This window comes from Burkholderia sp. Ac-20365, assembly GCF_017104715.1.
GTDB lineage: Bacteria > Pseudomonadota > Gammaproteobacteria > Burkholderiales > Burkholderiaceae > Paraburkholderia.
On the sequence record NZ_JAAGPI010000005.1, the window covers coordinates 135,174 to 158,258 of the forward strand.

A 23,085-nucleotide genomic window follows, 5' to 3' on the forward strand; every position below is an offset into this window, starting at 1 on the left:
CGGTAAAAACCTCGACAGCAAAACAGATTCATCAACACGATCGCCAGCCCTTATTTCTGCGCAGCAAAGGGCGCGTGCACCGTACTGCTCCCAACGCTTCCATCGATGGATCGCGCGCCGAGATCCGCACCCGCGCCGCTCTCCACGAGCTGACCGTATTCGAGCTTGATATAGCGGTCCGCGAGATGGAAATAGCGGTCGTCGTGCGTGATGACCAGCACGGTCTTGCCCTTCGCCTTCAGTTCGGGCAGCAGCTTGCGATAGAACACGTCCTTGAAGAGCGGGTCCTGATCCGCGGCCCATTCGTCGAACAGGTAGAACGGCCGGTCCTCCAGATACGCGACCAGCAACGCGAGCCGCTTCCTTTGCCCTTGCGAAAGTTCGAGCGTGGAAAACACACCGTCCTTGATGCTGACCTTGTGATCGAGTTGCAGATGCACGAGCAGTTCCTGCGCTGTCTGGTCGAGCCCATCGAAACGCATGCCGAGCAGGTTGTCGAACAGGAAGAAGTCGCTGAACACCACGGAAAACAACTGGCGATAAGCATCACGCCCGGCCTCGCCCACACTCGCGCCGTCGAGCAGGATGCGGCCACTTTCGGGTGGATAGAGGCCCACGATCATCTTCGCGAGCGTGGTCTTGCCGCTGCCGTTGCCGCCGATCAGATAGACGAGTTCGCCGGGCTTCAACGCGAGGTTGATCGGCCCGAGTGTGAACACGTCGTTCTCCTTCTCGCGGAAGTAACGATGCGTGACGCCGTCGAGCACGATGCTGTCGAACGCATCGTTCACCGGCTCATCGGTGCCGCTTGCGTCATGTGTTAGCTCGGGCGGCAATTCGGCGTTCACCTGTTCGATGCGCTCCAGTGCAACGCGCGCGGTGCTGACGCTCGGAATCGCAGAAAGCAGCGACTCGATCGGCATGACCATGTAGAGGAACACCATCGCGTAACCCGACATCACATGCGTGTTCACCGGAAAAAGCCGCGCGACTACAAACAGCGTGATGCCGATAAACGCGAACAGGATGAAGCTGCCCCAACTCGCCGCCGCCGCGTAGAGCACGTAGCCGCGCGTGCGCTGCACGCGCACGGCTTCGACGTTGGTGGAAAGCGTGTCGTCGATGAAAGCAGCGCGGCGCAGGCGATGCACCTTCAGTTCCTTCGCGCCGTCGAAGAGTGCGCGGAAGTGGCGCACCAGATCGTCCTCGCGCCGGCGCGATGCGCGCAGGTGAAAGAGCGCGCGGCCGTTGGCCACCCGGAAGCCTGCCGCACCGATGCCGATCGTGAGGATCGCCACCAGCAGGATCTGCCACGACAGCACGCTCAGATACGCGAGGCAGCCGATGATCACAGCGCTTTGCATCGCAAGCGCGGGCATGCGCACGAACAGCATCACGATGGCGTCCAGATCCTGTGTGAGCACGGCGAGCGAACGCGCGGCGCCCTGCTGCTCCAGGTGGCGAAACGAGGCGTCGCCGATGCGACGGATCGTCTGCATGCGCAGGCTTGCTTTGGCGCGCTGGCCGAGGTCCATGAAAAGCGTCTGCGAGAGCGTACGCGTGGCGAGCACGATCACGCCTAGCGCGACGAATTGCCAGCCAAGCCGCGCGAGTTGCGCGGTAGAGGCCGACAGCGCCTGGTTGATGAGTGCGACGAGACCGGCGTTGCCAAAGCCGCTAACGAGGCTGGTGATGAGCGCGACGAACAAGGTCCAGCGTGAATTGCGCGCGAGTTTCAAGAGCAAAGACATGAGTCTCCGGGGGACAGTGCGTCATGAACCGGGCCGGTCTTGCGCCGGCCTTCGGAACATCGTGAGGATCAGATAGAGTCCGCCGAGCAGCGTGGCCATCACGCCAGCCGGCATTTCCTGCGGGAACAGCACCCAGCGGCCAAGCCAGTCCGAGCCGACCATCAACGTCGCGCCGAACGCGGCGGAGATGAACAGCAAGGGCATGGCGCGGCGGATACCGAGCATGCGCGCCATGTGCGGCGCCATCAGACCGATGAACGACAGCGGCCCGATCACGAGCGTCGCGACGGCGCTCAACCACGCGCTCAGCATCAGGAGACAGAAGCGCGCTCCGGCGATACGTACGCCGAGCCCCATCGAGACCGCATCGCCGAGCGGCAGAATCTCCAGCCATCGGCGGCACAGCGGGACGGCCGCGAGCGCAAGCAGTGCGCAGCCGGCGACGAGCGCGGCCAGCCACGGTCCGACGTTGTAGGTCGAGCCCGCCAGCAGGTTGTAGAGGATGATGACGCGCGGGTCGCCGCTCGATACCGCAATCACGGAGACCGCCTGGAACGCCGCGCTCAGCGTCATGCCCGCGAGGATCAGCGTATCGGGCGAGAACGACGAGGCTCGCGCGATCAGCACCAGCGCGCACAGCGTGAGCATCGAGCCGGCCGCGCACCAGACAAGAAAGGTCGGCAGCCCCGGGGCCGAGGTAAGAAAGAGTGCACCCGTCAAACCTAGCGCGCCGCCCGCCGGGATACCGAGCAAGTCGGGGCTCGCCATCGGATTGCCAGTCATGCGCTGCATCATGCCGCCCGAGAGCGCGAGCAGCACGCCCACGCCCGCCGCCGCCACGACATGAGGCAGGCGCAGGAACAGCAACCCGGCGGCTTCGTGGACGTCGCTCAGATGCCAGCCCTCGAGACCACGCCCGAGCGAAAGCGAAAGCACGATCACCATTGCCAGTATCAGCGCACTCGCGAGCGCGACAAGACGCAGGCCGCGCGGCGAGATCGGCGCGCCTGGTTGGGCAGGCGCGTGCGCAAGATCGGGACGCCCGCGCAGGCGGCGCAACATCACCAGCAGAAGCGGCGCGCCGATCAGCGTCGTGATCGCGCCAGTCGGAATCGCCATGCCGAAGCGCGCCGCGCACAGCTGCGCGAGCTGATCGGCGAGCCACAGCAGCGCCGCGCCGATCAATGGCGACCAGATCACGCGCTCGCGCAGACGTCGCGCGCCTGCAAGCCGCGCGACGGCGGGTGCCGCGAGTCCGACGAAGCCGATCACGCCCACCGCGCTCACCACGAACGCCGCGATCAGCAACGTGAGCAGAAGCGTGATGCCGCGCGTGGCGTGCAGCGATACGCCGAGGCTCGACGCCACCGCATCGCCGAGATCGAACACCGTCATCGGCCGCAGACAAAGAAGCAATAGCAGCGCGCACGGTACGAAGCGCGCTGCGAGCGCGAACGCCACGTGCCAGTCGTGCTGCGCGAACGATCCACCGCCCCACACCAGCAGGCCGCTTAGCAGATCGTAGTGCGAGATCGCCAGCGCGAGGCAGAAGGCGCCGCCGCACAGGTTGACGATCATGCCCGCGAGGATCAGCGCGAGCGGCGACATCCCGCGCCGTGCCGCCAGCGCGAACACGGCGGCCAGTGCCGCCGCGCCGCCCGCAAGCGCAACCGCATCGCGGCCACCAGCGAGCAGGAACGGCGCGTAGACGGTGGCGAGTGCGAGCGCCAGCCACGCGCCCGAGAAAATGCCAAGCGTCACCGGCTCCGCTAGCGGATTGCGCAACACCTGTTGGGTCGCGACGCCCGCGAGCCCGAGCGCGGCCCCGCACAGCAGTGTGACGCTCACGCGCGGAAAGTCGCCGTAGTGCACCAGCAATTGCGTCACGTCGGAGGAAGAGGGCGCGACGAGCGCCTGCCACCAGAACGCGGGCGCGAGCCGCGCGTCGAGGCGCAGCGCGAACAGCAGCGCGGCGAGCACAAATAGCGCGCAGACGGGCATGAGCGGTGTGCGGTGCATCGGTACGAAGGGCGGAGTCATGACGTTCCTCATGAAGCCTCCGCGACGCGCTGCGCGGGCAAGGCCACGGAGCGCGCGGCAGGCGATGTCGCCGGCAGCGCGGCGAGCGCATCGACGAGCGCATGCGCGAACCAGGCCGCGCTCAGGATGCCGCCTTCGGGCGGCACCTCCGCCATGCCGGTCATGCGGCCCGCGCCCGTGAAAGGCATGGCCTGCCAGACACGGCTCGTCTGCATCATCGTCGCGGTCATGCCGGGCAACGGCTTGACGTACACGAGCGTCGCGCGCGGATCGGCGTCTAGCGCATCGAAGCTGATCATCGCCGAGGCCGCCGCGCCATCCGCTGCGCCCCACGCGTTGCGCAAGCCGAGCTGCGCGAGTAGCTCGCCGAACAGGCTGTGCGTGCCGAACACACGCAGATGCGATTCGTCGATAAATCGCGTCAGGTAGACGGGCGCGGTGCGCGCTTGTGACGTCGCAGGCAGCGCGTCGAGCTTCGCGCGCGCCGCCGCGATCGCGCGCTGCGATTGCATTACGGCAGCCTCGCCTTGCGCCTCGCACTCGAAGAGACGCGCGAGGTGCATCGTCTCTTCGCAGGCGGCCGTATACGGCGTGGGACTCGCGCGGAACATGCCCAACGTGACGGTGGGCGCGATGCGTTCAAGCGCGCCGCGCATCGACGCATGTGCGGGTGTGATGACGATGAGATCAGGCTTGAGCGCGAGCATCAGTTCCATGTTGGGCTGGAACATCAAGCCGAGATCGACCACGGAATCGGGCACCGGACACGCCGTGAAATTGCGCCGGAAGCCCGCAGTGTTCGCCATGCCGACGGGCAACACGCCGAGCGCGAGCGTCAGTTCGGTGAGGCCCCAGTCGAGCACGATCACGCGGCGCGGCGCGGCCGCCCGCGCACGCGCGCCGAGGGTCATAAAAGCGCCGCCCAGCAGCGCGGCGAGCATGGCACGGCGATTCATTGCACTGAACCCGAGAGAACTACCACTGGTATTTCGCTCCCGCCATCAACAGACGACCTTGTCCCCAGTAGCAGTAGTTCGCGCCGGTACACGAGGCGAAGTACTTGCGGTCCAGCAGGTTCGACACGTTCAGCCAGGTGGTCCAACCTTGCATGCTCGAGAAGCGTCGACCGAGGTCGTAGCGCAGCGAGAGATCGACGAGCGTCGCCGACGAGGTCATGAACGTGTTCGCCGTATCGCCATACGAGCCGCCGATATAGCGCACGCCGCCGCCGAACAGCAGACCCGCGAGCGGACCGGCCGAAACCGTGTAGTCGGCCCACAGCGAAGCCGTGTTACGCGGAATGCCCACCGGCACCTTGTTGAGGCTCGACGAGTTGCTCTTGGTGTTGAGCAGGTTCGTGTAGGTGTAGCTCGCAATCAGCTGCAGGTTGTTGGTCAGGCTTGCATGGCCCTCCACCTCGAAACCCTGCGAGCGCACCTGGCCCGTGAGCACGCTGAAGCCACTGTGCAGCGGATCGGTGGTTGCGACGTTGTTCTCGGTGATATGGAACGCCGACACCGTGATAAAGCTGTTGTAGCCCTTCGGTTGCAGCTTCACGCCCACTTCATACTGCTCGGACGTCATCGGCGCGAAGGCCTCGCCGCTATACGAAGTGCCGATCTGCGGCTGGAACGAACGCGAATAGCTGACGTACGGCGCGATACCGCTGTCGAACTGGTACACGCCGCCCGCGCGCCATGTGAACGCTCGGTTGAACTGCGTGGTGGTCGCACCCGTCTTGTACGAAGTCTGATCTTCATTGGCCCAGTCCTCGCGCACGCCGAACAGGAACGACCACCTGTCGATGTCGATCTGATCCTGTGCATATACGCCGAGCTGCTTGATCGAGGTCGCGTTCGACGTCGCGAACATGAAGTTCGGATACGGGATTGTCTGGCCGTAGATCGGGTTGCTTTCGTCGAGCCCCGGCGTCGAAGTCAGATTGCCGTAGAAGTAATGGTCGAACTGCATGTTCTGATAATCGAGGCCGACCGTGACGTTGTGCTTCACCGGCCCCGTGTTGAACTTCGCGTTCACCTGGTTATCCACGGTATGCGAATTCACGCTGCCGAAGTTCAGATACGCGGTACGCGCGAGCGTGTCCGTGCCCGACTTGAAGCCGTCGTTGCCCACGTACTGGATCGTCTGCGTGTTGCGCATGAAACGATAGCTCTGCTTGAACGACCACACGTCGTTAAAGCGGTGCTCCAGTTGATAGCCGATCGACTCCTGGGTCTTGCGGAAGCTGTCCCATGTCGGCTCGCCCGGATATTCGCTGCGGCTCTTCCAGGTATAGGGCACCGAGTTGTAGATGCCCGCTTCCGGGTCCGACTGATAGTTCGCGAAGATCGTGAACGTTGTGTCTTTGGTCGGGCGGAACTGGATGGTCGGCGCGATCGAGAAACGCTGCTGGTTTACGTAGTCAGTCTGCGTGCCGGTGTTGAAACCGTCGGCGGTCAGGCGGTAGAGTACCTTGCCGTCCTTGTCTATCGGGCCACTCATGTCGAAGAAGCCCTGCAGGCGGCCATAGCTGCCCGTTTGAAAACCGACTTCATGGTACGGCGTATCTGTTGGCATCTTGCTCACCAGATTGACCGTGCCGCCGGGCGAGCCCTGGCCGTATAGCACCGACGCCGGGCCGTGCAGCAGTTCGATGCGCTCGAACATATACGGATCGAAGCTCGTGACGTTGAAGCCAAAGCCGCCGTTCGGGCCGGGCGTGCGCAGACCGTTCCAGTACTCGTCGACGAGGAAGCCGCGCGCGTAGAGGTATTCGAGCGAATCGGTATTGGTGCCGCGCTGCTCGGGGTTGATGCCCGAGGTGTAGCGCAGCGCCTGCGCCACGCTCTGCGCGTTCTGCACGTCCATCTGGTCGCGTGTGACGACCGAGATCGCCTGCGGCACCTTGATGATCGGCGTGTCGGACTTCGTGCCGGCTTCGCTGCGCTTGGCCACATAGCCAACCACCGGACCCGTGCCCGTTTCCTTGTCGCGCGCGCTCTGGACAACCACAGCCGGCAGTTGCTGGCCCGATTGTGCGGTTTGCGTCGCCGCGTCCGATGCCGCCACGGGCGCTGCGGCCGTTTGCGCGCTGGCGATCTTCGCGATCGCCAGCGCTACGATCGCGGTGATCGTGCGCACTTTCAAGCGCGTGGTTCTTCCCATCTGGTTATTCACACTGTCCGATGACTTCCCGCCCCATCCCCGATTCATCCCGTCTGCCTTATTCAAGATTTGAGAATCGCCGCATTACTGAATACGAATCATTACTATTGTTATTCATATAGCGGCATACGGACGATAGAATACGTGTCATGTTTCACCGACGTCCTGTCAATTAGCTACGCGAAGCCGTCGAAATTTAGTGGTCTTGCGATATTTCTTCAAAAAACTCACAAAATGACCGAGATCTGGCAACGCTTTACCGGAAGTGAGCGACGCTATCTCAAGCGCCCTGTCATCGCCAAACGGTACGATTTCGGCGCTGGTGATATTGAAAGCTGGCACTCGCACTCACAGCCGCAGTTCGTCTACACGACGCGCGGTGTGCTGCGCGTCATCACGCCGGACGGCGCGTGGACGCTCGGCCCGTATCGTGGCCTGTGGATCGCGCCGCTTGTCGCGCACGAGTTGCAGGCGGTCAGCCCGGCGGTGATGTACACCGTCTATTTCGAGGGCGATATCGCGCCGCGCGACGAGCCGAACTGCCATGTCCTGATGATTTCGACGCTGCTCAACGAACTGGTGGCCGCGCTCGTGCTGGATCAGCAGAACGGGCATCCCGAGCGCCGCTCGAAATTGATCGACCCGCTGCTGCTTCAGGAGATGCGCGAGGCGCAACTGGCTTCCGAAGGGCTGCTGCCGCTGCCGAAGGATCGCCGGCTCCAACAGATCTGCGGCCAGCTGATGGACGCGCCCGCGGACAACACGCCGCTGAACGATTGGGGCACTCGCGTGGGCGCGAGCGAAAGCACACTGGAGCGCGCCTTCAAGGAGGAAACCGGCCTCACCTTCGGCCAGTGGCGCCAACGGTTGCGGCTGGTGGAATCGATCTCGCGCCTCGCCAAAGGCATGCCGGTCTCGACTATCGCCACCGAACTGGGCTATCGCAACTCCAGTGCCTTCATCACGATGTTCCGACGTGCGATGGGCGAGACGCCGCAGCGTTTCCTGCGCAATCGCGGCGGCGCTCAGGAAGCGGGTGGAGTGCAGCAGGTGCAATGAGTGGTATGCACATTGCACGATGGAGTTCGCGGACTTCACCGCGCACTTCTATTGCGGCATTCAACTCGGCGGCATCCATCCAGCAAACCGGTCACGTGACGCACATCGCGAGCACTACCAGCTGAACCGATAACCCGCCTGCCCGAACACATTGCGCCGATAGTCACCGCTGATGCTGTGCGCGTACGTGACATTGGCATACAGCTCAGAGCTTTTGCCGAAGCTGCCTGTCACGCCGACGCCCACGTCATACCACGTCCTGCCCAGTTCATTCTGCAGCGTTGCACCGCCGACGCTGGTTTGCCCCGGTGAGAAGAAGTCATGCAGTACATTGGCCGTCAGGTACGGTGTCAACGTCGAGTTCTTCGCATCATTGCTCAGATTGGCTCTAAACATCCGGAAGCCGAGCCGGCCGCGTAATGCATTGGTCGTGTTCGAGCCGACTTGCGAAATGCCATCGTCGAAGTGGTTCAGGTGCACGTATTGATAGAGCAGTTGTGCCTGCGGCTCGATGGCAACTCCGCCTATGCCAAGCGAAAACGGCTTGCCCACTTCGCCCGAGACACCCGCGCCGAAACCGTTCTGTCTGCCGGTGCCGCCGTACACGTCGCCGTACTGGTTCTGGTAATGCGTCAACTGGCCGACACCGTCGAAATACGTGCCATCCGGCAGATATTTCGTCCAGTAACCGCCAACCGATTGCGCCTGCGTTTCGAGCGTGCCGGTCGCGTCGGACAACTGTCCGGTGAGGCCGCGCGCGCTGTCGGCGAACGATGCGGAAGTCGAGCCGAAACTCACTGTCGCGCCCGCGTGCGTGCTGCCGCCGTTCGAACCTCGCGCGATCGTCCAGTCCTTGCCGAACTGCGCGAAGAAAGTACGCTCGTCAGCCGAGAAGCGGTCGCCAGCGTTGGCATCGAGGTTCTGTCCACCGATGCGCCCCCACACGCCGTTCTTGCTGGCGGGCTGGGCGGCCGCTTCGACATTCGCCAGATCACCCACGCGTTCATGCAGGCGCCCGAGGATCGTAAAACCGTAGTCGGTGACTAGCAGCGGCGTGACTGCGTAGCCCGTCACGGCCGGTCGATAGGCAATCGGCGCAGCGGCAAGAGCGGAAGCGCTGGACGTAGCGCCGGATGACGAAGTGCCGTTCGTCGCCACCTGTTCGAGTTGCGATCTGAGGTACCAGCCGTTCGCATCCGTCGCGCCGCCCTGATACAGCAGGTATTGATACGCGCCGGACTGAACGGGCGCAGCCAGACTGAAGCTGTTTGCGGCCGACGTGCCGTTGACCTGCACGAGCTGAATGCCGTCGCCAGTGGTAGCCGCGCCCGTACTCACGCGATTGACGCGCAGGGTCGTGCTGCCGCTCGCATTACCGCCGATCACGAGACGGTCGCCCTGCGTGGCAGTGCCACTCTGGTTGGTTGCCGCGTTCAGCACGACCTGGCCGTTCGTACCGGTGTAGTTACCGGCGACGCTCAACACGTTGCCCACTTGTCCGGAAGCGGCCGCCAGATTGACGACACCGGCGTTGTTAAGATCGCCGCCGACGCGCAGCGTCCCCGTGCTGCCCGATGCGAACGATGCCAGCGCATTCGCAATCGCGATCGTGCCGCTGTTGTTCACCGAACCGGACACCGAGCCGTAACCGCCGAGCGAAGCACCGGCTGCAACGGTGGTCAGCCCGGCGCCGATCGTGGCCGTATTGTGTGCCGCGTCGCCGACCGCCAGCGTGCCGGCATTGATCGAGGTGCCGCCCGTGTACGTGTTAGCCGCATTCAGGATCAGCGTGCCCGCGCCGGATTTGGTCAGCGCGCCAGCGCCTGAGACCACGCCATTCAGGGTCAGCGTCGTGCCTGCGTCGGTCAGCAGCGTACCGTTCGATGTCGTCGTTACGGTTCGCGCGCTGGTGATATCGGCGGTGTTTTCCAGCGTGCCGCCGTTGAACGTGAGCCCGCCCGACGCATCGCCGAGATTCGCGTCGCTCGAAATCTGCAGCACACCATTGGTCAACGTCCACGGCGTGACTGCGGCAGTCGTACCGGTCAGCGTCCATGTGCTCGTGCCGGTCTTCGAGAATATGTTGAAGTTCTGGTACTGCGCGGCGCTGCCAATCGACGAGACGTCGAAGGAAACGTTTGCGCTGCCGCCCAGAACAAGCGTGTTGGTGGACTGCGTCGCGTCGGCAACGACATTGCCCACGATCCTGGACCCCGCCTGAAGCTCGAGCAGAAGTCGACCCGACGAGGCGTTCATCCGGATCGCCGTAGTTCCGCCGTCGCCAGCCTGAATAGTGCCGCTGTTGGTCAGAATGAGCGGTCCAAGCGAGAGCACCGCCGCAGCGCCATTCCCACCGACCAGCGTGCCCGAGTTGATGATCGTTGCATTCGCGGAGAGTACGGTCTTTCGCATCTCGACCGCCGTACCGCCCGACGTCGCGCCGGTCAGATCGGACCCGCCGCGAATCGTGCCATTGTTGATCAACAACCCTCCCGCTGTCGGGGTTCCCAACACTACGCCAAACGCCCCGCCGTTCCCATTCGTATTGCCGCCCGCGATGGTGCCGTTGTTGGTGATCGTGACCAGTCCGCCCGTGATCGACGTGTTCACGCCGACGCCCGCAGTGCCGCTCACAGGAGCGTCGCCTCCAACAATCGATCCGTTGTTCACGAGCGTGCTCGCGCTCATCGTCACGCCGCCGCCCGCGATTCCCGAAGGGTTCGTGAATCCCGTAATCGATCCGTTGTTGATGACAGATGTATTGCTGAGCGATAGCAGCGCGTAGGAGATCGCTGCGGTAGTCGACGCGCCCGCGAAGGTCCCCACAAGTGTTACGGGAGGCGAGGTTGACGAAGCGCCCGTCAACGAAAAGCCAGAGTTGCCCGAGACTGTGAAGCCCTGGGTGTCGATTGTGAGCGCCTTGGTTGTGGCCGGTAACGCGGACGAAAGCTGAAAACTTTGCGTCAGCGTGATGGTGGAACTTGCGTCCGGCGATGCGTTGGCATTGCTGATAGCAGTAGTAAGCTCTGCACTGTTAGCCGCCGTGAAGTCCGCTGCCAGAGCCGTTTGAGCGAATACACCGGCAACAGCCAGCGCAATACCGTGCATAGTGAGGGTTTTGCCTCGATGCGTGGCCCCCGAAGATTGCCGACGGTTTAAGCATTTTTTCATTATGGTTCTCTGACGTGTCTGATTCGGCGCAATACGCGCCGTGATTAACTACGCAAAATTGTTTAAAACAATTACGGGCGTGGAAGATATCAGAACATCAGGTAATTTTTTGCGCGGCGGGACAACGTGCGGCGGTGGCGCAACAGTGCGTTATAAACGGTGGTTTTGTCGGAATATGCAGGCATGTGCCCGCCGCTCAAGCCCGTCAGATAAAGGCTTTGCGAGAAATGCCAGATTCGCCGGGCGCGATGCGAAGGCGACAACCGGCGTGCGGGACGGGCGCGGGATTTCCGGATCAGTGAATGCGCACCGGTAATGGACGGTAAGCTTTTAGCGTTTTTTAGAATTATCTATCTGCGCTTTAAAAGCAGTTAACCGGAAATGCATACGCACCATGCTGTTTGAATATTAATTTTCATGTGCGTATGGCGATAGATCTTTAAAACTGTCAGATCGAATTTCGCGTGCGAACAGTAGACAAATATCAAATCTTATGTGCAGACAAAATGAATGGCCTCGTCGTTGAGCACGCTTCGCCAAGGCCATTCCACCCTCAAAGCCCCGGTTATCGCGGCTAGCTGGACGCTTAAACGCTTTCATTTCCGTTAGCATTACGAACAATAAAAAGCGCTTGTTCGCAATGCTATTGACGCTCATCCGCTGTTAGAACTTTTCCCGGATACCGACACGCACGAACGCCTGCCGGTCACTGCTCGACGCGCTTTGCGTGTTGATTGCGGCGACAGCCGATTTCCCCGTCGAGTCGGTTCCCGATGCCTTCTGATAAATGCCAACAACGTACACGTCCGTACGCTTCGACAGAAAATAATCGACGCCCAGTGCGCCCTGCAGGTACTTCGCGCCCGGATTGGTCGCGCCGCCCGCTTCGCTGACGTCGCCGCCCTTCGTATAGTTGAACGCCGCGCCCGCCAGCAATGCCGGCGTCAACTGATACTTGAAGTTGATTTCCACGTCGTTGAAGGTGGCGGTACCCGTATAGCCCTTCGAGTTCAGTGAAGCCACCGCACCCAGATTCATGAACTTGACGTTCGAGTAGGTTGCCCCAAACGTCGCGGCACCCAGCGTGTACGCGCCGCCCGCAGCGATCACCTGATACGTGTTGGCCGAAACGAAGCCGCTATACACCGGCGTGGTGACCGTCGACGCGGTTGTCGACGAGGTGTTGTTGCCGAACATGCTGCCGCTATTCGCGCCCGGCGTGCGTGCGTTCAGGTAGCCCACGGCGAGCGTCAATGGACCGTTCGCGTAACTCGCACCCAGCGACCAGATCTGGTTCGCCGTCACGTCGCCCGCCACGCCGCCAAGACTATACGTGCCGCCAAAAGTCAGCCCCGCGTAGTTCGCGCTCGCGTATTTGATGGTGTTATTGGTGCGATACGAGTTGTTCAGGTTGTCGAGATCGCCCGGATGCGCGCCCATGCTGCTCGCCCATTGATCGCCCGTCGCCAGAATGCCGACGTAGTCCACCACCGAATCGTATTGACGTCCCAGCGTGACAGTGCCAAATCCGTTCGACAGGCCGACATACGCCTGGCGGCCGAACATCAAACCGCCCTGCCCCAGCTTTCCTGTGCTCACGTCGAAGCCGTTTTCGAGCACGAAGATCGCCTTCGTGCCGCCGCCCAGGTCTTCCGCGCCACGCAGACCCCAACGGCTCGCCTGCAGTCCACCGCTCGTCAGGCTGTAGAGCCGATGGCCGCCGGCGTTGGAGTTGTAGTTCAGCCCTTCATCAAGCACACCGTACAACGTCACGCTGCTCTGCGCGTGAGCGACGCCGGCGAACACACCCAGGACAGCGAGTGCCAGAAACGACTTTCTCATCGAATGATCTCCAGACGGATGGTTTTTTATTAAGGACAAACATGGGCCGCATCGGCGGCCTTTCCAACAACATCGCGCGCTGGATCAGGTAGCCAGCCCGACAGAACGTGCACGCATTTTCGAGGGCAACAGAAGCACGCCGGCGATTCCGATCAGCACGCTTGCTTCGACGTAATAGATCGGCGCGAGATTGCTGCCCGTCGCCTGCACCAGCCAGATATTCACGAACGGCGCGAGTCCGCCGAAGATCAGCACCGCAACGTTGTAGGTGACGGCCGCGCCCGTCGAACGGACGCTCACGGGGAATATCTCCGTCAACGTGACGGGCGTGACACCCCAGAAGAAGCTCATCAACAGCGATACACCCAATTGCGCTTCCACCAGAGAGCGGAACGACGGCGCACTCACCAGCTGGCTGAAGAGAGGAAATGCGGCGATGCCATAAGCGGCCATCGACAGAAGGAGTACTGATTTTCGACCATAACGATCTGACAGCAGTCCGGCGATCGGGCAAAAAATCATGATGACGGCCGTGCTCAGACACGTACTGAGATTGACATCGGCAGCAGATAAACCCAGTTGCTTCTTAGCGAAGATCGGCAGAAAGAAGACGAAAACATAAGCCGACACGGTGCCCGCCACCGCCACACCGATGCTTGCCAGACCTTCTTTCGGGTAGTCGCGCAGCAGCGTCTTCAGCGGTGTCTTCTCGGCGCGTTGCTCGCCGCGTTCAACCTGATTCGTATAAGCGAGAAATTCCGGCGATTCATCGACCCGCGAGCGGATCAGCCAGCCGACCGGGCCGATCAGAATGCCCACGAGGAACGGCAAGCGCCATCCCCAGGCTTCGAGATCGTGCGCGGACAGGTTGACCGTCAGCAGCCAGGCAACCATCGCGCCGACTGCAAACGCAAGCGCCTGCGAACACATCTGGAAGCTGCCGTAGAAACCGCGCCGGTTGGCGGGCGCAAATTCCATCAGCATCGTCGTGGCGCCGCTGAATTCGCCTCCCGCCGAGAAGCCCTGGATCAGACGGGCGAGCACCATCAGGATGGGCGCGGCAACGCCGATGGCCGCATGGGTCGGCAATACGCCGATCATGCCGGTGCCGATGGCCATCAACGCAATCGTTACCGACAGCGCTTTCTTGCGGCCAACGCGGTCGCCATACAGTCCCAGCAACACGCCGCCGATGGGTCTTACCGCGAAGCTCACGCCGAATGTCGCGAGCGTCAGCAGCAACGATGCGAACTCGCTGTCAGCCGGAAAATACAGCCTCGCGATAGTCACGGCAAAGAGGCCGTAGATCGCAAAGTCAAACCACTCGAACGCATTGCCCAACACTGAGGCAATCACTACTTTTCGTACCATCGCCGGTGAAGGCGTCGATTTCAAGTGCATGTCCATTGCTCCTGTGCGGATGAGTGGATCGAGGAATTAACCCAGGCGTTGCTTCACGATTTCGATAAACACGGCAGCACCCGTCGGCGATGTGTCGTCGTCGAAGTCGAACTCGGGGTGATGACAGGTCAGGCCGTTATGGCCAAGAAAGAAGTACGAGCCGGGCCGCTGCTGCAACATGAACGCGAAGTCTTCCGACGCCATCAGGGGCGCCACGTTGGGAATCACGTTGTCTGCGCCAAGCACCTGCTCGGCAGCGCGACGCACCACGTCGGTCTGTTCGGCGGTGTTGACGGTGGGCGGCGAGGTCTGAAGATGCTCGAACGCGACCTCGCAACCGTGCATGCGCGCGGCGCCTTGGCAGATGTCCTCGAGTCTCGCCAGCGCCAGCTTTTGTGCGCCAACCGACAGTGTGCGTACTGTGCCTTCGAGCACTGCCGTATCGGCAATCACGTTGATCGCCGTGCCCGCGATGAACTTGCACACGCTGACGACCGCCGTGTCGAGCGGGTCGATGTTGCGGCTGACGATGCTCTGGATCGATTGCACGATCTGGGTACCGACGACGATGGGATCGATCGATTTGTGCGGCATCGCCGCGTGACTGCCGACGCCCTTCACGGTGATCCGGAACAGATCGCATGCCGAGAGAATCGAGCCGACACGCACACCGATCTTGCCCGCAGGCAATGCGTTGTTGTTGTGCAGCGCGTAGATCTCGTCGCATGGAAAGCGCTCGAACAGGCCGTCGTCGATCATCACCGAGCCGCCGCGCAGCGTCTCTTCGGCGGGCTGGAAGATCAGATGGACCGTGCCGCGAAACGCACGGTTCGCCGACAGATGTTTCGCCACGCCGAGCAGAATGGCTGTGTGGCCGTCGTGACCGCAACCGTGGAACACGTTGTCGTGCGTCGAACGATGCGCGACGGTGCCCTTCTCGCTCATCGGCAACGCATCCATATCGGCACGCAGGCCGATCGCCGGACCCGCCCCCAGATTGCCGCGAAGCGTGCCGACCACGCCCGTTCCGCCAACGCCTGTCGTCACGTGGATATCCCACTGCGCCAGCAGCTTCGCCACCAGTCCCGCCGTCCGGTGCTCCTGAAACCCCAACTCGGGATGGCGGTGAATATCGCGCCGCCACCCGCGCATCTGTTCCGCCAGCGTCTCCATCACAGTGTCTTTCTCCATGCAACCAGCCTCTATATGTAGTGAGATATCCGCCGACGAACGGCGACGCCTGTCGGGCGTTCATTCGTAGAATACGTCAATAGTTGCAAACGTCAACTGATCAAAAATAAGGCAATCCCTGGCATCGGAATGAGCTTGGGCTATCATCCGGATCAGAAAGGAAAGCGGGTTGATCCGAGCCGCAGACCGCCTCGAAAGTTGAAAGCGCGAGGCACTTGAACCGGATCTTCGAAATGCGAGCGGGTATGTCATCAGTCAAGCGGAAAGGCGACGTTGCTTCACACCATGCAAAGTCCGCGTATTTCCTGACCTTCAAACTGGACCTGATCAAGACCGAGATGATCAGACGGGCGAACGGCGTTTATCGGCCCGCGTGCGGCCTCGACGTGCGTTCGCTGCGCGTGTTGCGGATCGTCTGCGACACGCCGGGCATCACGACGACGGCGCTCAAGGAACAGACGCTGATCGAGAAGACGCTGTTGTCGAAACTGCTGTCCGATCTGATCGACAGAAAGCTGGTGCGGCGAACCATCCATCCGGACGATGCGCGGCACTTTCAGCTATGGGCGACAGCGGCGGGCGAGAAGACACGCGTCGCCAGCGACGAACTGGGGCAGTCGCTGGAAACGGAGATGTTGTCAATGCTTTCGCAGGATGAGCGCGACGAACTCAATCGCATCGTCGACAAGCTGGTGGATGTGTTTCGCCGGTCGGCAAGTGGCGAGGATACGAAACCAGCGGCGTGAAATTGGGCGCACCTTGCGATCGCGCGTGAGTCACCGATCCGTCTTCGCAGGCTGCGCACCAAATAGATGCCGGCGCGAGTTCAGCCCGATCGCATCTGCCGCTCCGAACTGACTGACGAACACTGCATCGGCATTGGAATGCTAAATGCTTGAACAGACGCCCAACTTCTCAGCAGGAGGTGTGCGATGTCCGTCGAACTCGAAACCCAGTTTTCGCATGTCAAGCGCGGCGATACGCCCTATGAAGGAGGAGGCCTGCGCGACTTCTTCCAGTATCGCGATCTGGGCATTGCGCACGCAACGGGCGGAAAGGTGGTTGCACAGCTCGTCAAGGCGCATCGCGCACCAGAGGAAGGCACCGGGTGGCACCGCCATGAGGCAGATTTCCACATCGTCATCATGCTGAAAGGGTGGGCGCGCTTCATGTACGGCGACAAGGAAACGCTGGTCGAAGCGGGCGATTGCGTGCACCAGGCGCCCGGCATCGTGCATTTCCTGTTCGACTATTCCGACGACATGGAATATCTGGAAATCGTGAGTCCCGCCGACTTCAAATCAATTGATGCACAGGCGCCCTGCGCGGTTCCCGCACCAACGCCGTGGCCCGTCGAGGCGTCTTCATAAGCCACGCATACGACGCTTGACGCCACTCACGGGCGCCGCACACCGCGCACGATCACCGATGCAACGCGTGCGGTCGATCTACTTCACCGTTCCGTCGCTGGAAGCCTCGTCACGAAGCCACTCGTAAAACGCGACGAGTCGAGGCAATTCCGCGCACTCCTTCCGATACACGATGTAATAGGCAAGCTCCGACGGCCGCGCGATCTCTGGAAATAGCCGGATCAATCGCCCAGCGGCCAGATCGTCGCGCGCGAGAACACTGCGCGCCAACGCCACGCCATGCCCGTCGATAGCGGCCTGCAACACTGCAGCGGAGTTATTGATTTTCAGACTCGCCCGCGCCGATGTCAGCCTGGTTCCCGCGCTTTTGAGCCATGCGTCCCAGGTCACGAACCCTGTCTGCCGATCGACGGACAGATCGTCGATCAATGTAACCCGGCTCAGATCGCCAGGTCCGCGCAATTCGGCGTGATGCTCCAGAAAACTTGGCGAGCAGACGGGAAACACCTCTTCGTCCATGAGCTTTTCTGCCTCCAGACCGGGCCAGTGTCCGGCGCCATAGCGCACTCCGATGTCGATCCCTTGCGTCGCGAAGTCCATCAGCTTGAGGCTCGTGTCGAGGCGTATGTCGGTGTCTGGCCACGCGGTCTGGAAGCGATCGATGCGGGGAAGCAGCCACTTTGCAGCGAACGCGGGGCTGACTGTGACAGTCAGTACGCCGACCGTCGATCGCTCCTTGAGGCGTGCGAACCCGAGGTTCAAACGATCAAACCCGTCACGGATGTCAGGGAGCGCCCTTAACGACACCTCCGTTGGCACCAGCGGGGTTCGCCCGCGACCGCCTCGATGAAACAACGGCACGCCCAGCCATTCCTCCAGGCTGCGGACCAGCTGGCCAACGGCCGCCGGTGTGACATTTAGCTCGGCCGCAGCCCCGGAGAAACTCTGGTGGCGCGCGCTGGCTTCGAAAGCGCGCAGTGCGTTGAGGAATATCGGGGCAGTCATAAGGACAAAGATTTTCTTTCAGATAGAAGCAGAATATCTGATTTGTCAACCTGGGTGCGTTCTCCAACAATATGACTATCAATCATAGATAGCAAACGGTTTCAGGCTCTGCCTTGCCGTATCAATTGAAGGAGCAGCGTAATGGATAGTTTTTCTACCAAGGTCGCCATCATTACGGGCGGCGGTTCGGGCATCGGCAAGGAAGTAGCGATCCGGCTTGCAAAGCTGGGAGCTAGCGTCGTCATCGGCGGACGCGATGAAGCCAAATTGCAGAAGGCTGCCGCCGAGATCGATCCGACAGGCACCAGGGTCCGCACGTACGCCGGCGACATCGCTTCGCCAGCAACAGCGGCAGGTCTCGTCGAGGTTGCAACGAAAGCGTTTGGCGGCGTCGATATCCTGATCAACAACGCCGGCGTATTCCGGCCGAAGGAATTTCTCGAGATTAGCGAGTCCGAATACGACTGGTTCCTCGACACGATCCTCAAAGGGAAGTTCTTCATGGCACAAGCGGCTGCGCGCGCGATGAAGCAGCGCGGTGGCGGCGCTATCGTGCAAACCGGCTCGCTCTGGGCCTTGCAGGCTATCGGTGCAACGCCTTCGTCCGCCTACTCGGCGGCCAATGCTGGCGTACATGCACTCACGCGCAACCTCGCCATTGAGCTGGCATCCGCCAATATCCGCATCAATACGGTTGCGCCGGGCGTCGTAGAGACGCCGGTCTATAACACGTTCATGACGGACGATCAGGTCAAGCAGACGCTGCCGTCGTTCAACGCGTTTCATCCTCTTGGTCGCAATGGCCAGCCAGCCGATGTCGCAGAAGCAATCCTTTTCCTGGCATCCCCGAGTGCTTCGTGGATCACCGGCACGGTGCTGCCCGTCGACGGCGGCGTAATGGCCGGCAGACAGGCCTGAAGCGTCATCTGAAAAGCGCGCATCAATGGTCTATCTGCAGCTCACGCTGAAACGCCGGCCGTGCTCGGGCAACCTCGTCGCGGTCGTCAAGCCAGCGTAGTCGCACAACTCATTCCGCTATCGCACGATCGGCGTACGGCTGAGTTCGTTGTTCGTCTCGACCAGCAACAGCAGTTGCCTCAGAAACGTCGCGCGTTCCTCCACCGGCAACGCTGCGATGGTGCGCTCATGCGCACGAGCGACGGGTGATTCGAGTCGCGCGAGCAACGCATGCCCCACGCCCGTCAGCTCCGCGACCTTCTTTCGACGATCCGTGCGTGACACGCGGCTCTGCACGAAGCGCCGCTGCGCGAGACGGGTTATCACGTCCGCGGTATTCGCACGATCCAACCCCACCGCGCGCGACAGCACCACCTGCTCGGAAGGCCCCAGCTGTTCCAGCGCAGTGAGAATGCTGTATTGCACCGGCGTGATGCCTTCGGCCGCGCATTCCTCCATGAAAAGCGCAACGTGAATCTGATGCAGGCGGCGGATCAGAAAACCGGGCCGCTCATTGAGCGCCGTGTTGCGCCATGCAAGCGCCTGATCCTGTTCGATGTCTTCGGCGCTGCTGACTGTTGATGGAGCGTCCATGAGCGAAGAGTCCGTTTGCGTTCAATACGAGTTGTTCACGCATGGTGCGCGACCGTTCGTCAGCATACATCTTATTGCCCCGGATGCCGACGCCCCCATGCAAAGAATCTCGCGTACACCTGTCGTGGGTCAATCGCGCGCCGATTACCGGCTCTGCATGGCGCAAACCGGTGCGCACATGCACGAATACAAAGCCCAACAAACATACGTGGTGCACCACACATTTCCGTCGATCACCCTTGTCACGCCTGGTCTCCCGCCGCATGCGGGACTCGCGGCGAAACAGATCGTTGGCATACCCCTTGCATATTCCAGAGCTGAATCGTCAGTATCCAAACGAATTTATCGACTCGACGATCATCCTCCAGCGAACGTGTGCGTACGAAGCCTTGCGCGCGGTCGCTACCACTATCAAAGGGGCTCTTCATGTCAGTCCGTCTTACCCGCCGCGATCCTGGTCAGTCGAAACCGCGCACCGCCGTTGCGCTTCTGCGCGCCTGTGCGCTGGCGCTCGTCGCTACCTTCGGCATCGTTCATGCGGCGCACGCAGCCAGCGCCGAGGAAATCAAGGCGCGCGGCTATCTGAGCGTCGCAACTGAGGATGACTACACCCCGTTCGAATTCGTTGCTGACGGCAAGAACACCGGTTACGACAACGACCTGCTCGCGCTGGTGCGCAAGAAGATTGGCGTGGACGTGAAGCAGCAGGTCATGCCGTGGTCGGGCATTCTGCCGGGCGTGACGACCGGCAAGTACGATATGGCGCTGACCGCCGTGCTCGTCACCGAAGAGCGCAAGAAGACTTTCGATTTCGCGTCCCCGACCTGCGAATCCATCACTTTCTACGCGACCAAAAAAGGTTCGTCGATCAAGAGCCCGGACGATCTCGTCGGCAAGGTGGTCGGTGCGGAAACGGGCAGCGCGATGCTCGCGGACCTCAAGCTCTTCGATGAACAGTTGAAGAAGAAGCACGGTGGAAATGGCATCAAGCAGATCGTCGAATATCAGTCGTACCCGGAGGCTTATCAGGATCTCGGTGTGGGACGCGTCGACGCGGTGGCCAACACGCAGATCAGCCTGAACTCGCTCGTCAAGACGCGCCCGGATACGTTCGTCGTCGGCCAGGCGATCGGCAAGCCGACGTACATTGCGTGGGCCGTCAAGAAGGGCAACGCCGATGTGCTGAAGATGGTCGATGCCGCGCTGCTCGAACTGCGCAAGAGCGGCGAGATGTACCAGCTCCAGCAGAAGTGGCTCGGCGCGAGCTACAAGGACATGCCGCAGTCGGTCAACTGACGCCTTCGTGATCCTGCATCGATGAACGCCTTCGACTACTGGAGCATCGCTCAGGGCGCGCTGGCGACCGTGGTTCTTTCGGTCGCCAGCATCGTACTCGGCGTGCCACTCGGGCTGGGCCTCGCGCTGATCCGCTGGGCCCGCGTGCCGTTTCTGAACCGCGCCGTCGTCGCTTACGTGAGTCTGATCCGCTCGTGTCCTGCTGTGACGCTCACGCTGCTGATCTTCTTCGCGCTGCCGCAATTCGGCATTTCACTCGACCCGACGCCCGCCGCGATCCTCGCGCTCACTATCAGCACCGCCGCGTTCAACTGCGAGATCTGGCGCGCGGCACTGATCAATTTTCCCCGCGATCAATACGATGCCGCACTCGCCTTCGCGATGCCGCGCTCGCTGCGTTTTCGCCGCATCGTGATGCCGCAGATCTGGCGTGCGAGCCTGCCCGGTCTCGTCAACGAGATGACCTTGCAGATCAAGTCGACACCTGCCGTCGCCGTGATCGGCATTGTCGAGATTACACGCGCGGCCTTGCGCGTCGGTGCACGCACTTACGATCCGTTGCCGCCCTTCGTTTTTGCGCTCGTGCTTTATGGGCTGATCGTGTTCGTGCTCGTCAAGGCGCAACGCGTGATCGAGCGCCGCCAACCCGTGGAGGCCCGCGCATGATCGACAATTTTCTGATCGTCTGGCAACAGCGCGCGGACGTGCTGTCGGGACTGCTCGACACACTCGGTCTGCTCGCGGTGGCGGCCGCTGCATCGCTCGTGCTCGGCGCACTGCTCACGCCCGCATTGATGTCGAAGCGCGCCGCCATCGCGCGGCTCGCCACGCTTTACGTCGACGCGATGCGTTGCGCACCGTTTCTCCTGTTCGTCTATCTGATCTATTTCGGCCTGCCCACAGCGGGCATTCGCCTGTCGAACTGGTGGGCGGGCGCAATCGCACTGATTCTCTACAACACGGCGTACATGGCCGAACTGTTGCGCGGCGCATGGGTCGGTCTGCCAACACCGATGATCGAGGCCGCCCGCGCCTACGGTTTTCACGGCTTCGGACTGGTTCGCCGCATCATCCTGCCGCAGGTTTTCACGGTCGCCCTGCCGATGATCGGCAACCAGATCGTGCAGATCGTCAAGGACAGCGCGTTCCTCACCGTGATCGCCGTCGGCGAACTCACTCATCAGATGAACGGCATTCAGGCTACCTATTTCATTCCGTTTGCCGCGTTCATCACGGCAGTGCTGCTGTACTGGGCGATCTGTCTCGTGATCGAAGGCGGCAGCGGCTTACTGTCGAGATTCGCCGAGGAACGCAGAGCATGAACATTTCGAACGACGTCCCGCCCACCATCATGCGCGCAGCCGAGGCGGCGGGAGCTTCGTCCAGCCTGTCCAGCGATGCGCCGCGGCCGGGCGCGGAAACCGTCCTGCAACTCAATGGCATCTCGAAGTCGTTCGGCGAGAACAACGTGCTGCGTGATGTATCGCTCACCGTGCACAAGGGCGAGACCGTGTGCCTGCTCGGTCCGTCGGGTTGCGGAAAATCGACGCTGCTGCGCTGTGTGAACTGGCTTGAGATTCCCGACGCGGGCACCGTGCATGTGTCGAACCGGCGCATGGGCGTGCGTGAAGGTTCGTCCATCAAGATGAGCGACGCCGAACTCGCGCGTTCGCGCGCGCGCATCGGCATGGTGTTTCAGCATTTCGCGCTGTGGCCGCACCTGACGGTGTTGCAGAACGTGATGGAAGCGCCGCTACACGTGCTCGGTCGGCCGCGCGAAGAAGTGCGCGCGGAAGCGGAACGCCTGCTGGAACGCGTCGGTCTTGCCGGCAAGATGGATGCGTTTCCGTCGCGGCTGTCGGGCGGACAGAAGCAGCGCGTGGGCATCGCGCGCGCCCTCGCGATGAAACCCGACATCCTGCTGTTCGACGAACCGACGAGCGCGCTCGACCCGATGCTCGTCGGCGAAGTGCTGAATGTGATGCGCTCGCTTGCGCAGGACGGCGCGACCATGGTAATCGTCACGCACGAGATGGAGTTCGCGCGGCAAGTAGCGAGCCGCATCGTCTTCATGGATGCGGGCCAGGTGATCGAGACCGCCCCGCCCGAACAGTTCTTCGGCGCCCCGCAGACGCCACGCGCACGCCAGTTTCTCGCACGCTTCCGCTCGCCGCATCATGCGGCCGACGACTGGAGCGAAACCTCGAAACTAGCCTGAAACAAGGGTTAAAAGCGTTCATCGC

At 61.9% G+C, this 23,085-nt stretch carries 18 protein-coding genes; 8 read left to right on the forward strand and 10 right to left on the reverse strand.

Features of this window, described 5'->3' with window-relative positions; all coding sequences use genetic code 11:
• Positions 1 to 50 precede the first annotated feature (50 nt).
• The 4 genes from G3O01_RS11820 to G3O01_RS11835 are packed head-to-tail and all read right to left on the reverse strand — an operon-like array spanning position 51 to position 6,956.
• Positions 51 to 1,751 carry a cyclic peptide export ABC transporter gene (locus G3O01_RS11820; protein ID WP_205804810.1) on the reverse strand — a complete coding sequence of 567 codons (1,701 nt, stop codon included), beginning with the start codon at positions 1,749 to 1,751 and terminating at the stop codon, positions 51 to 53.
• A 21-nt stretch (positions 1,752 to 1,772) separates the two neighbouring features.
• The gene (fhuB, locus tag G3O01_RS11825; protein WP_205804811.1) at positions 1,773 to 3,791 is read right to left on the reverse strand and encodes a Fe(3+)-hydroxamate ABC transporter permease FhuB; all 2,019 of its coding nucleotides are present in this window, start codon (positions 3,789 to 3,791) and stop codon (positions 1,773 to 1,775) included.
• A gap of 8 nt (positions 3,792 to 3,799) precedes the next feature.
• A complete protein-coding gene (locus tag G3O01_RS11830; RefSeq protein ID WP_205804812.1) occupies positions 3,800 to 4,747 on the reverse strand; it encodes an ABC transporter substrate-binding protein in 948 nt (315 codons plus the stop codon).
• A gap of 19 nt (positions 4,748 to 4,766) precedes the next feature.
• Complete coding sequence (locus G3O01_RS11835; RefSeq protein WP_205804813.1) at positions 4,767 to 6,956, reverse strand: TonB-dependent siderophore receptor; 2,190 nt, start codon at positions 6,954 to 6,956, stop codon at positions 4,767 to 4,769.
• Between the two features lie 69 nt (positions 6,957 to 7,025).
• Here G3O01_RS11835 and G3O01_RS11840 point away from each other — a divergent pair, with 69 nt between their 5' ends.
• Positions 7,026 to 8,015 carry a helix-turn-helix transcriptional regulator gene (locus tag G3O01_RS11840; RefSeq protein ID WP_205804814.1) on the forward strand — a complete coding sequence of 330 codons (990 nt, stop codon included), beginning with the start codon at positions 7,026 to 7,028 and terminating at the stop codon, positions 8,013 to 8,015.
• Between the two features lie 114 nt (positions 8,016 to 8,129).
• Here G3O01_RS11840 and G3O01_RS11845 read toward each other — a convergent pair whose 3' ends face one another.
• The 4 genes from G3O01_RS11845 to G3O01_RS11860 all read right to left on the reverse strand — a co-directional run bounded on the left by G3O01_RS11845 (position 8,130) and on the right by G3O01_RS11860 (position 15,620).
• Entirely contained in the window at positions 8,130 to 11,123 is a 2,994-nt protein-coding gene (locus tag G3O01_RS11845; RefSeq protein ID WP_205804815.1) for an autotransporter outer membrane beta-barrel domain-containing protein, read from the reverse strand.
• A gap of 726 nt (positions 11,124 to 11,849) precedes the next feature.
• A complete protein-coding gene (locus G3O01_RS11850) occupies positions 11,850 to 13,028 on the reverse strand; it encodes a porin (protein WP_205804816.1) in 1,179 nt (392 codons plus the stop codon).
• A gap of 84 nt (positions 13,029 to 13,112) precedes the next feature.
• Entirely contained in the window at positions 13,113 to 14,429 is a 1,317-nt protein-coding gene (locus tag G3O01_RS11855) for an MFS transporter (protein WP_205804817.1), read from the reverse strand.
• A gap of 36 nt (positions 14,430 to 14,465) precedes the next feature.
• A complete protein-coding gene (locus tag G3O01_RS11860; protein ID WP_241023868.1) occupies positions 14,466 to 15,620 on the reverse strand; it encodes a M20 aminoacylase family protein in 1,155 nt (384 codons plus the stop codon).
• Positions 15,621 to 15,865: 245 nt separating this feature from the next.
• On the opposite strand from G3O01_RS11860, the gene G3O01_RS11865 reads away from it, so the two are divergent.
• Complete coding sequence (locus G3O01_RS11865; protein WP_205804818.1) at positions 15,866 to 16,366, forward strand: MarR family winged helix-turn-helix transcriptional regulator; 501 nt, start codon at positions 15,866 to 15,868, stop codon at positions 16,364 to 16,366.
• A gap of 186 nt (positions 16,367 to 16,552) precedes the next feature.
• Entirely contained in the window at positions 16,553 to 16,990 is a 438-nt protein-coding gene (locus tag G3O01_RS11870) for a cupin domain-containing protein (RefSeq protein ID WP_205804819.1), read from the forward strand.
• Between the two features lie 78 nt (positions 16,991 to 17,068).
• Here the strand turns inward: G3O01_RS11870 and gcvA are convergent, their stop codons facing one another.
• Positions 17,069 to 17,995 (reverse strand): transcriptional regulator GcvA, encoded by a 927-nt coding sequence (gene gcvA, locus G3O01_RS11875; RefSeq protein ID WP_205804820.1) that lies wholly within the window; start codon positions 17,993 to 17,995, stop codon positions 17,069 to 17,071.
• A 141-nt stretch (positions 17,996 to 18,136) separates the two neighbouring features.
• Between gcvA and G3O01_RS11880 the strand changes: the two genes are divergently transcribed.
• Complete coding sequence (locus G3O01_RS11880) at positions 18,137 to 18,913, forward strand: SDR family NAD(P)-dependent oxidoreductase (protein WP_205804821.1); 777 nt, start codon at positions 18,137 to 18,139, stop codon at positions 18,911 to 18,913.
• A 117-nt stretch (positions 18,914 to 19,030) separates the two neighbouring features.
• Here G3O01_RS11880 and G3O01_RS11885 read toward each other — a convergent pair whose 3' ends face one another.
• A complete protein-coding gene (locus G3O01_RS11885) occupies positions 19,031 to 19,546 on the reverse strand; it encodes a MarR family transcriptional regulator (RefSeq protein ID WP_205804822.1) in 516 nt (171 codons plus the stop codon).
• A 426-nt stretch (positions 19,547 to 19,972) separates the two neighbouring features.
• On the opposite strand from G3O01_RS11885, the gene G3O01_RS11890 reads away from it, so the two are divergent.
• From G3O01_RS11890 to G3O01_RS11905, 4 genes are read left to right on the forward strand one after another with little or no spacing between them, the layout of a single operon-like run.
• Positions 19,973 to 20,842 (forward strand): transporter substrate-binding domain-containing protein, encoded by an 870-nt coding sequence (locus tag G3O01_RS11890; protein WP_205804823.1) that lies wholly within the window; start codon positions 19,973 to 19,975, stop codon positions 20,840 to 20,842.
• A gap of 21 nt (positions 20,843 to 20,863) precedes the next feature.
• Positions 20,864 to 21,508, forward strand: a complete 645-nt coding sequence (locus G3O01_RS11895; RefSeq protein ID WP_205804824.1) for an amino acid ABC transporter permease — start codon at positions 20,864 to 20,866, stop codon at positions 21,506 to 21,508.
• The gene (locus G3O01_RS11900) at positions 21,505 to 22,164 is read left to right on the forward strand and encodes an ABC transporter permease subunit (RefSeq protein WP_205804825.1); all 660 of its coding nucleotides are present in this window, start codon (positions 21,505 to 21,507) and stop codon (positions 22,162 to 22,164) included. The genes G3O01_RS11895 and G3O01_RS11900 overlap by 4 nt, the downstream gene beginning before the upstream one ends.
• Positions 22,161 to 23,060 carry an amino acid ABC transporter ATP-binding protein gene (locus G3O01_RS11905; protein ID WP_241023869.1) on the forward strand — a complete coding sequence of 300 codons (900 nt, stop codon included), beginning with the start codon at positions 22,161 to 22,163 and terminating at the stop codon, positions 23,058 to 23,060. The genes G3O01_RS11900 and G3O01_RS11905 overlap by 4 nt, the downstream gene beginning before the upstream one ends.
• Positions 23,061 to 23,085: the final 25 nt, after the last annotated feature.

Excerpts from the sequence above, each read along its gene's own strand:
- G3O01_RS11855 (WP_205804817.1), bottom strand. The coding sequence starts at position 14,429 with ATGCACTTGAAATCGACGCCTTCACCGGCGATGGTACGAAAAGTAGTG.
- G3O01_RS11830 (WP_205804812.1), bottom strand. The coding sequence starts at position 4,747 with ATGAATCGCCGTGCCATGCTCGCCGCGCTGCTGGGCGGCGCTTTTATG.
- gcvA (WP_205804820.1), bottom strand. The coding sequence starts at position 17,995 with ATGACTGCCCCGATATTCCTCAACGCACTGCGCGCTTTCGAAGCCAGC.
- G3O01_RS11890 (WP_205804823.1), top strand. The coding sequence starts at position 19,973 with ATGTCAGTCCGTCTTACCCGCCGCGATCCTGGTCAGTCGAAACCGCGC.
- G3O01_RS11870 (WP_205804819.1), top strand. The coding sequence starts at position 16,553 with ATGTCCGTCGAACTCGAAACCCAGTTTTCGCATGTCAAGCGCGGCGAT.
- G3O01_RS11895 (WP_205804824.1), top strand. The coding sequence starts at position 20,864 with ATGAACGCCTTCGACTACTGGAGCATCGCTCAGGGCGCGCTGGCGACC.
- G3O01_RS11860 (WP_241023868.1), bottom strand. The coding sequence starts at position 15,620 with ATGGAGAAAGACACTGTGATGGAGACGCTGGCGGAACAGATGCGCGGG.
- fhuB (WP_205804811.1), bottom strand. The coding sequence starts at position 3,791 with ATGACTCCGCCCTTCGTACCGATGCACCGCACACCGCTCATGCCCGTC.
- G3O01_RS11905 (WP_241023869.1), top strand. The coding sequence starts at position 22,161 with ATGAACATTTCGAACGACGTCCCGCCCACCATCATGCGCGCAGCCGAG.
- G3O01_RS11885 (WP_205804822.1), bottom strand. The coding sequence starts at position 19,546 with ATGGACGCTCCATCAACAGTCAGCAGCGCCGAAGACATCGAACAGGAT.
- G3O01_RS11850 (WP_205804816.1), bottom strand. The coding sequence starts at position 13,028 with ATGAGAAAGTCGTTTCTGGCACTCGCTGTCCTGGGTGTGTTCGCCGGC.
- G3O01_RS11865 (WP_205804818.1), top strand. The coding sequence starts at position 15,866 with ATGTCATCAGTCAAGCGGAAAGGCGACGTTGCTTCACACCATGCAAAG.
- G3O01_RS11845 (WP_205804815.1), bottom strand. The coding sequence starts at position 11,123 with ATGCACGGTATTGCGCTGGCTGTTGCCGGTGTATTCGCTCAAACGGCT.
- G3O01_RS11820 (WP_205804810.1), bottom strand. The coding sequence starts at position 1,751 with ATGTCTTTGCTCTTGAAACTCGCGCGCAATTCACGCTGGACCTTGTTC.
- G3O01_RS11900 (WP_205804825.1), top strand. The coding sequence starts at position 21,505 with ATGATCGACAATTTTCTGATCGTCTGGCAACAGCGCGCGGACGTGCTG.
- G3O01_RS11880 (WP_205804821.1), top strand. The coding sequence starts at position 18,137 with ATGGATAGTTTTTCTACCAAGGTCGCCATCATTACGGGCGGCGGTTCG.
- G3O01_RS11835 (WP_205804813.1), bottom strand. The coding sequence starts at position 6,956 with ATGGGAAGAACCACGCGCTTGAAAGTGCGCACGATCACCGCGATCGTA.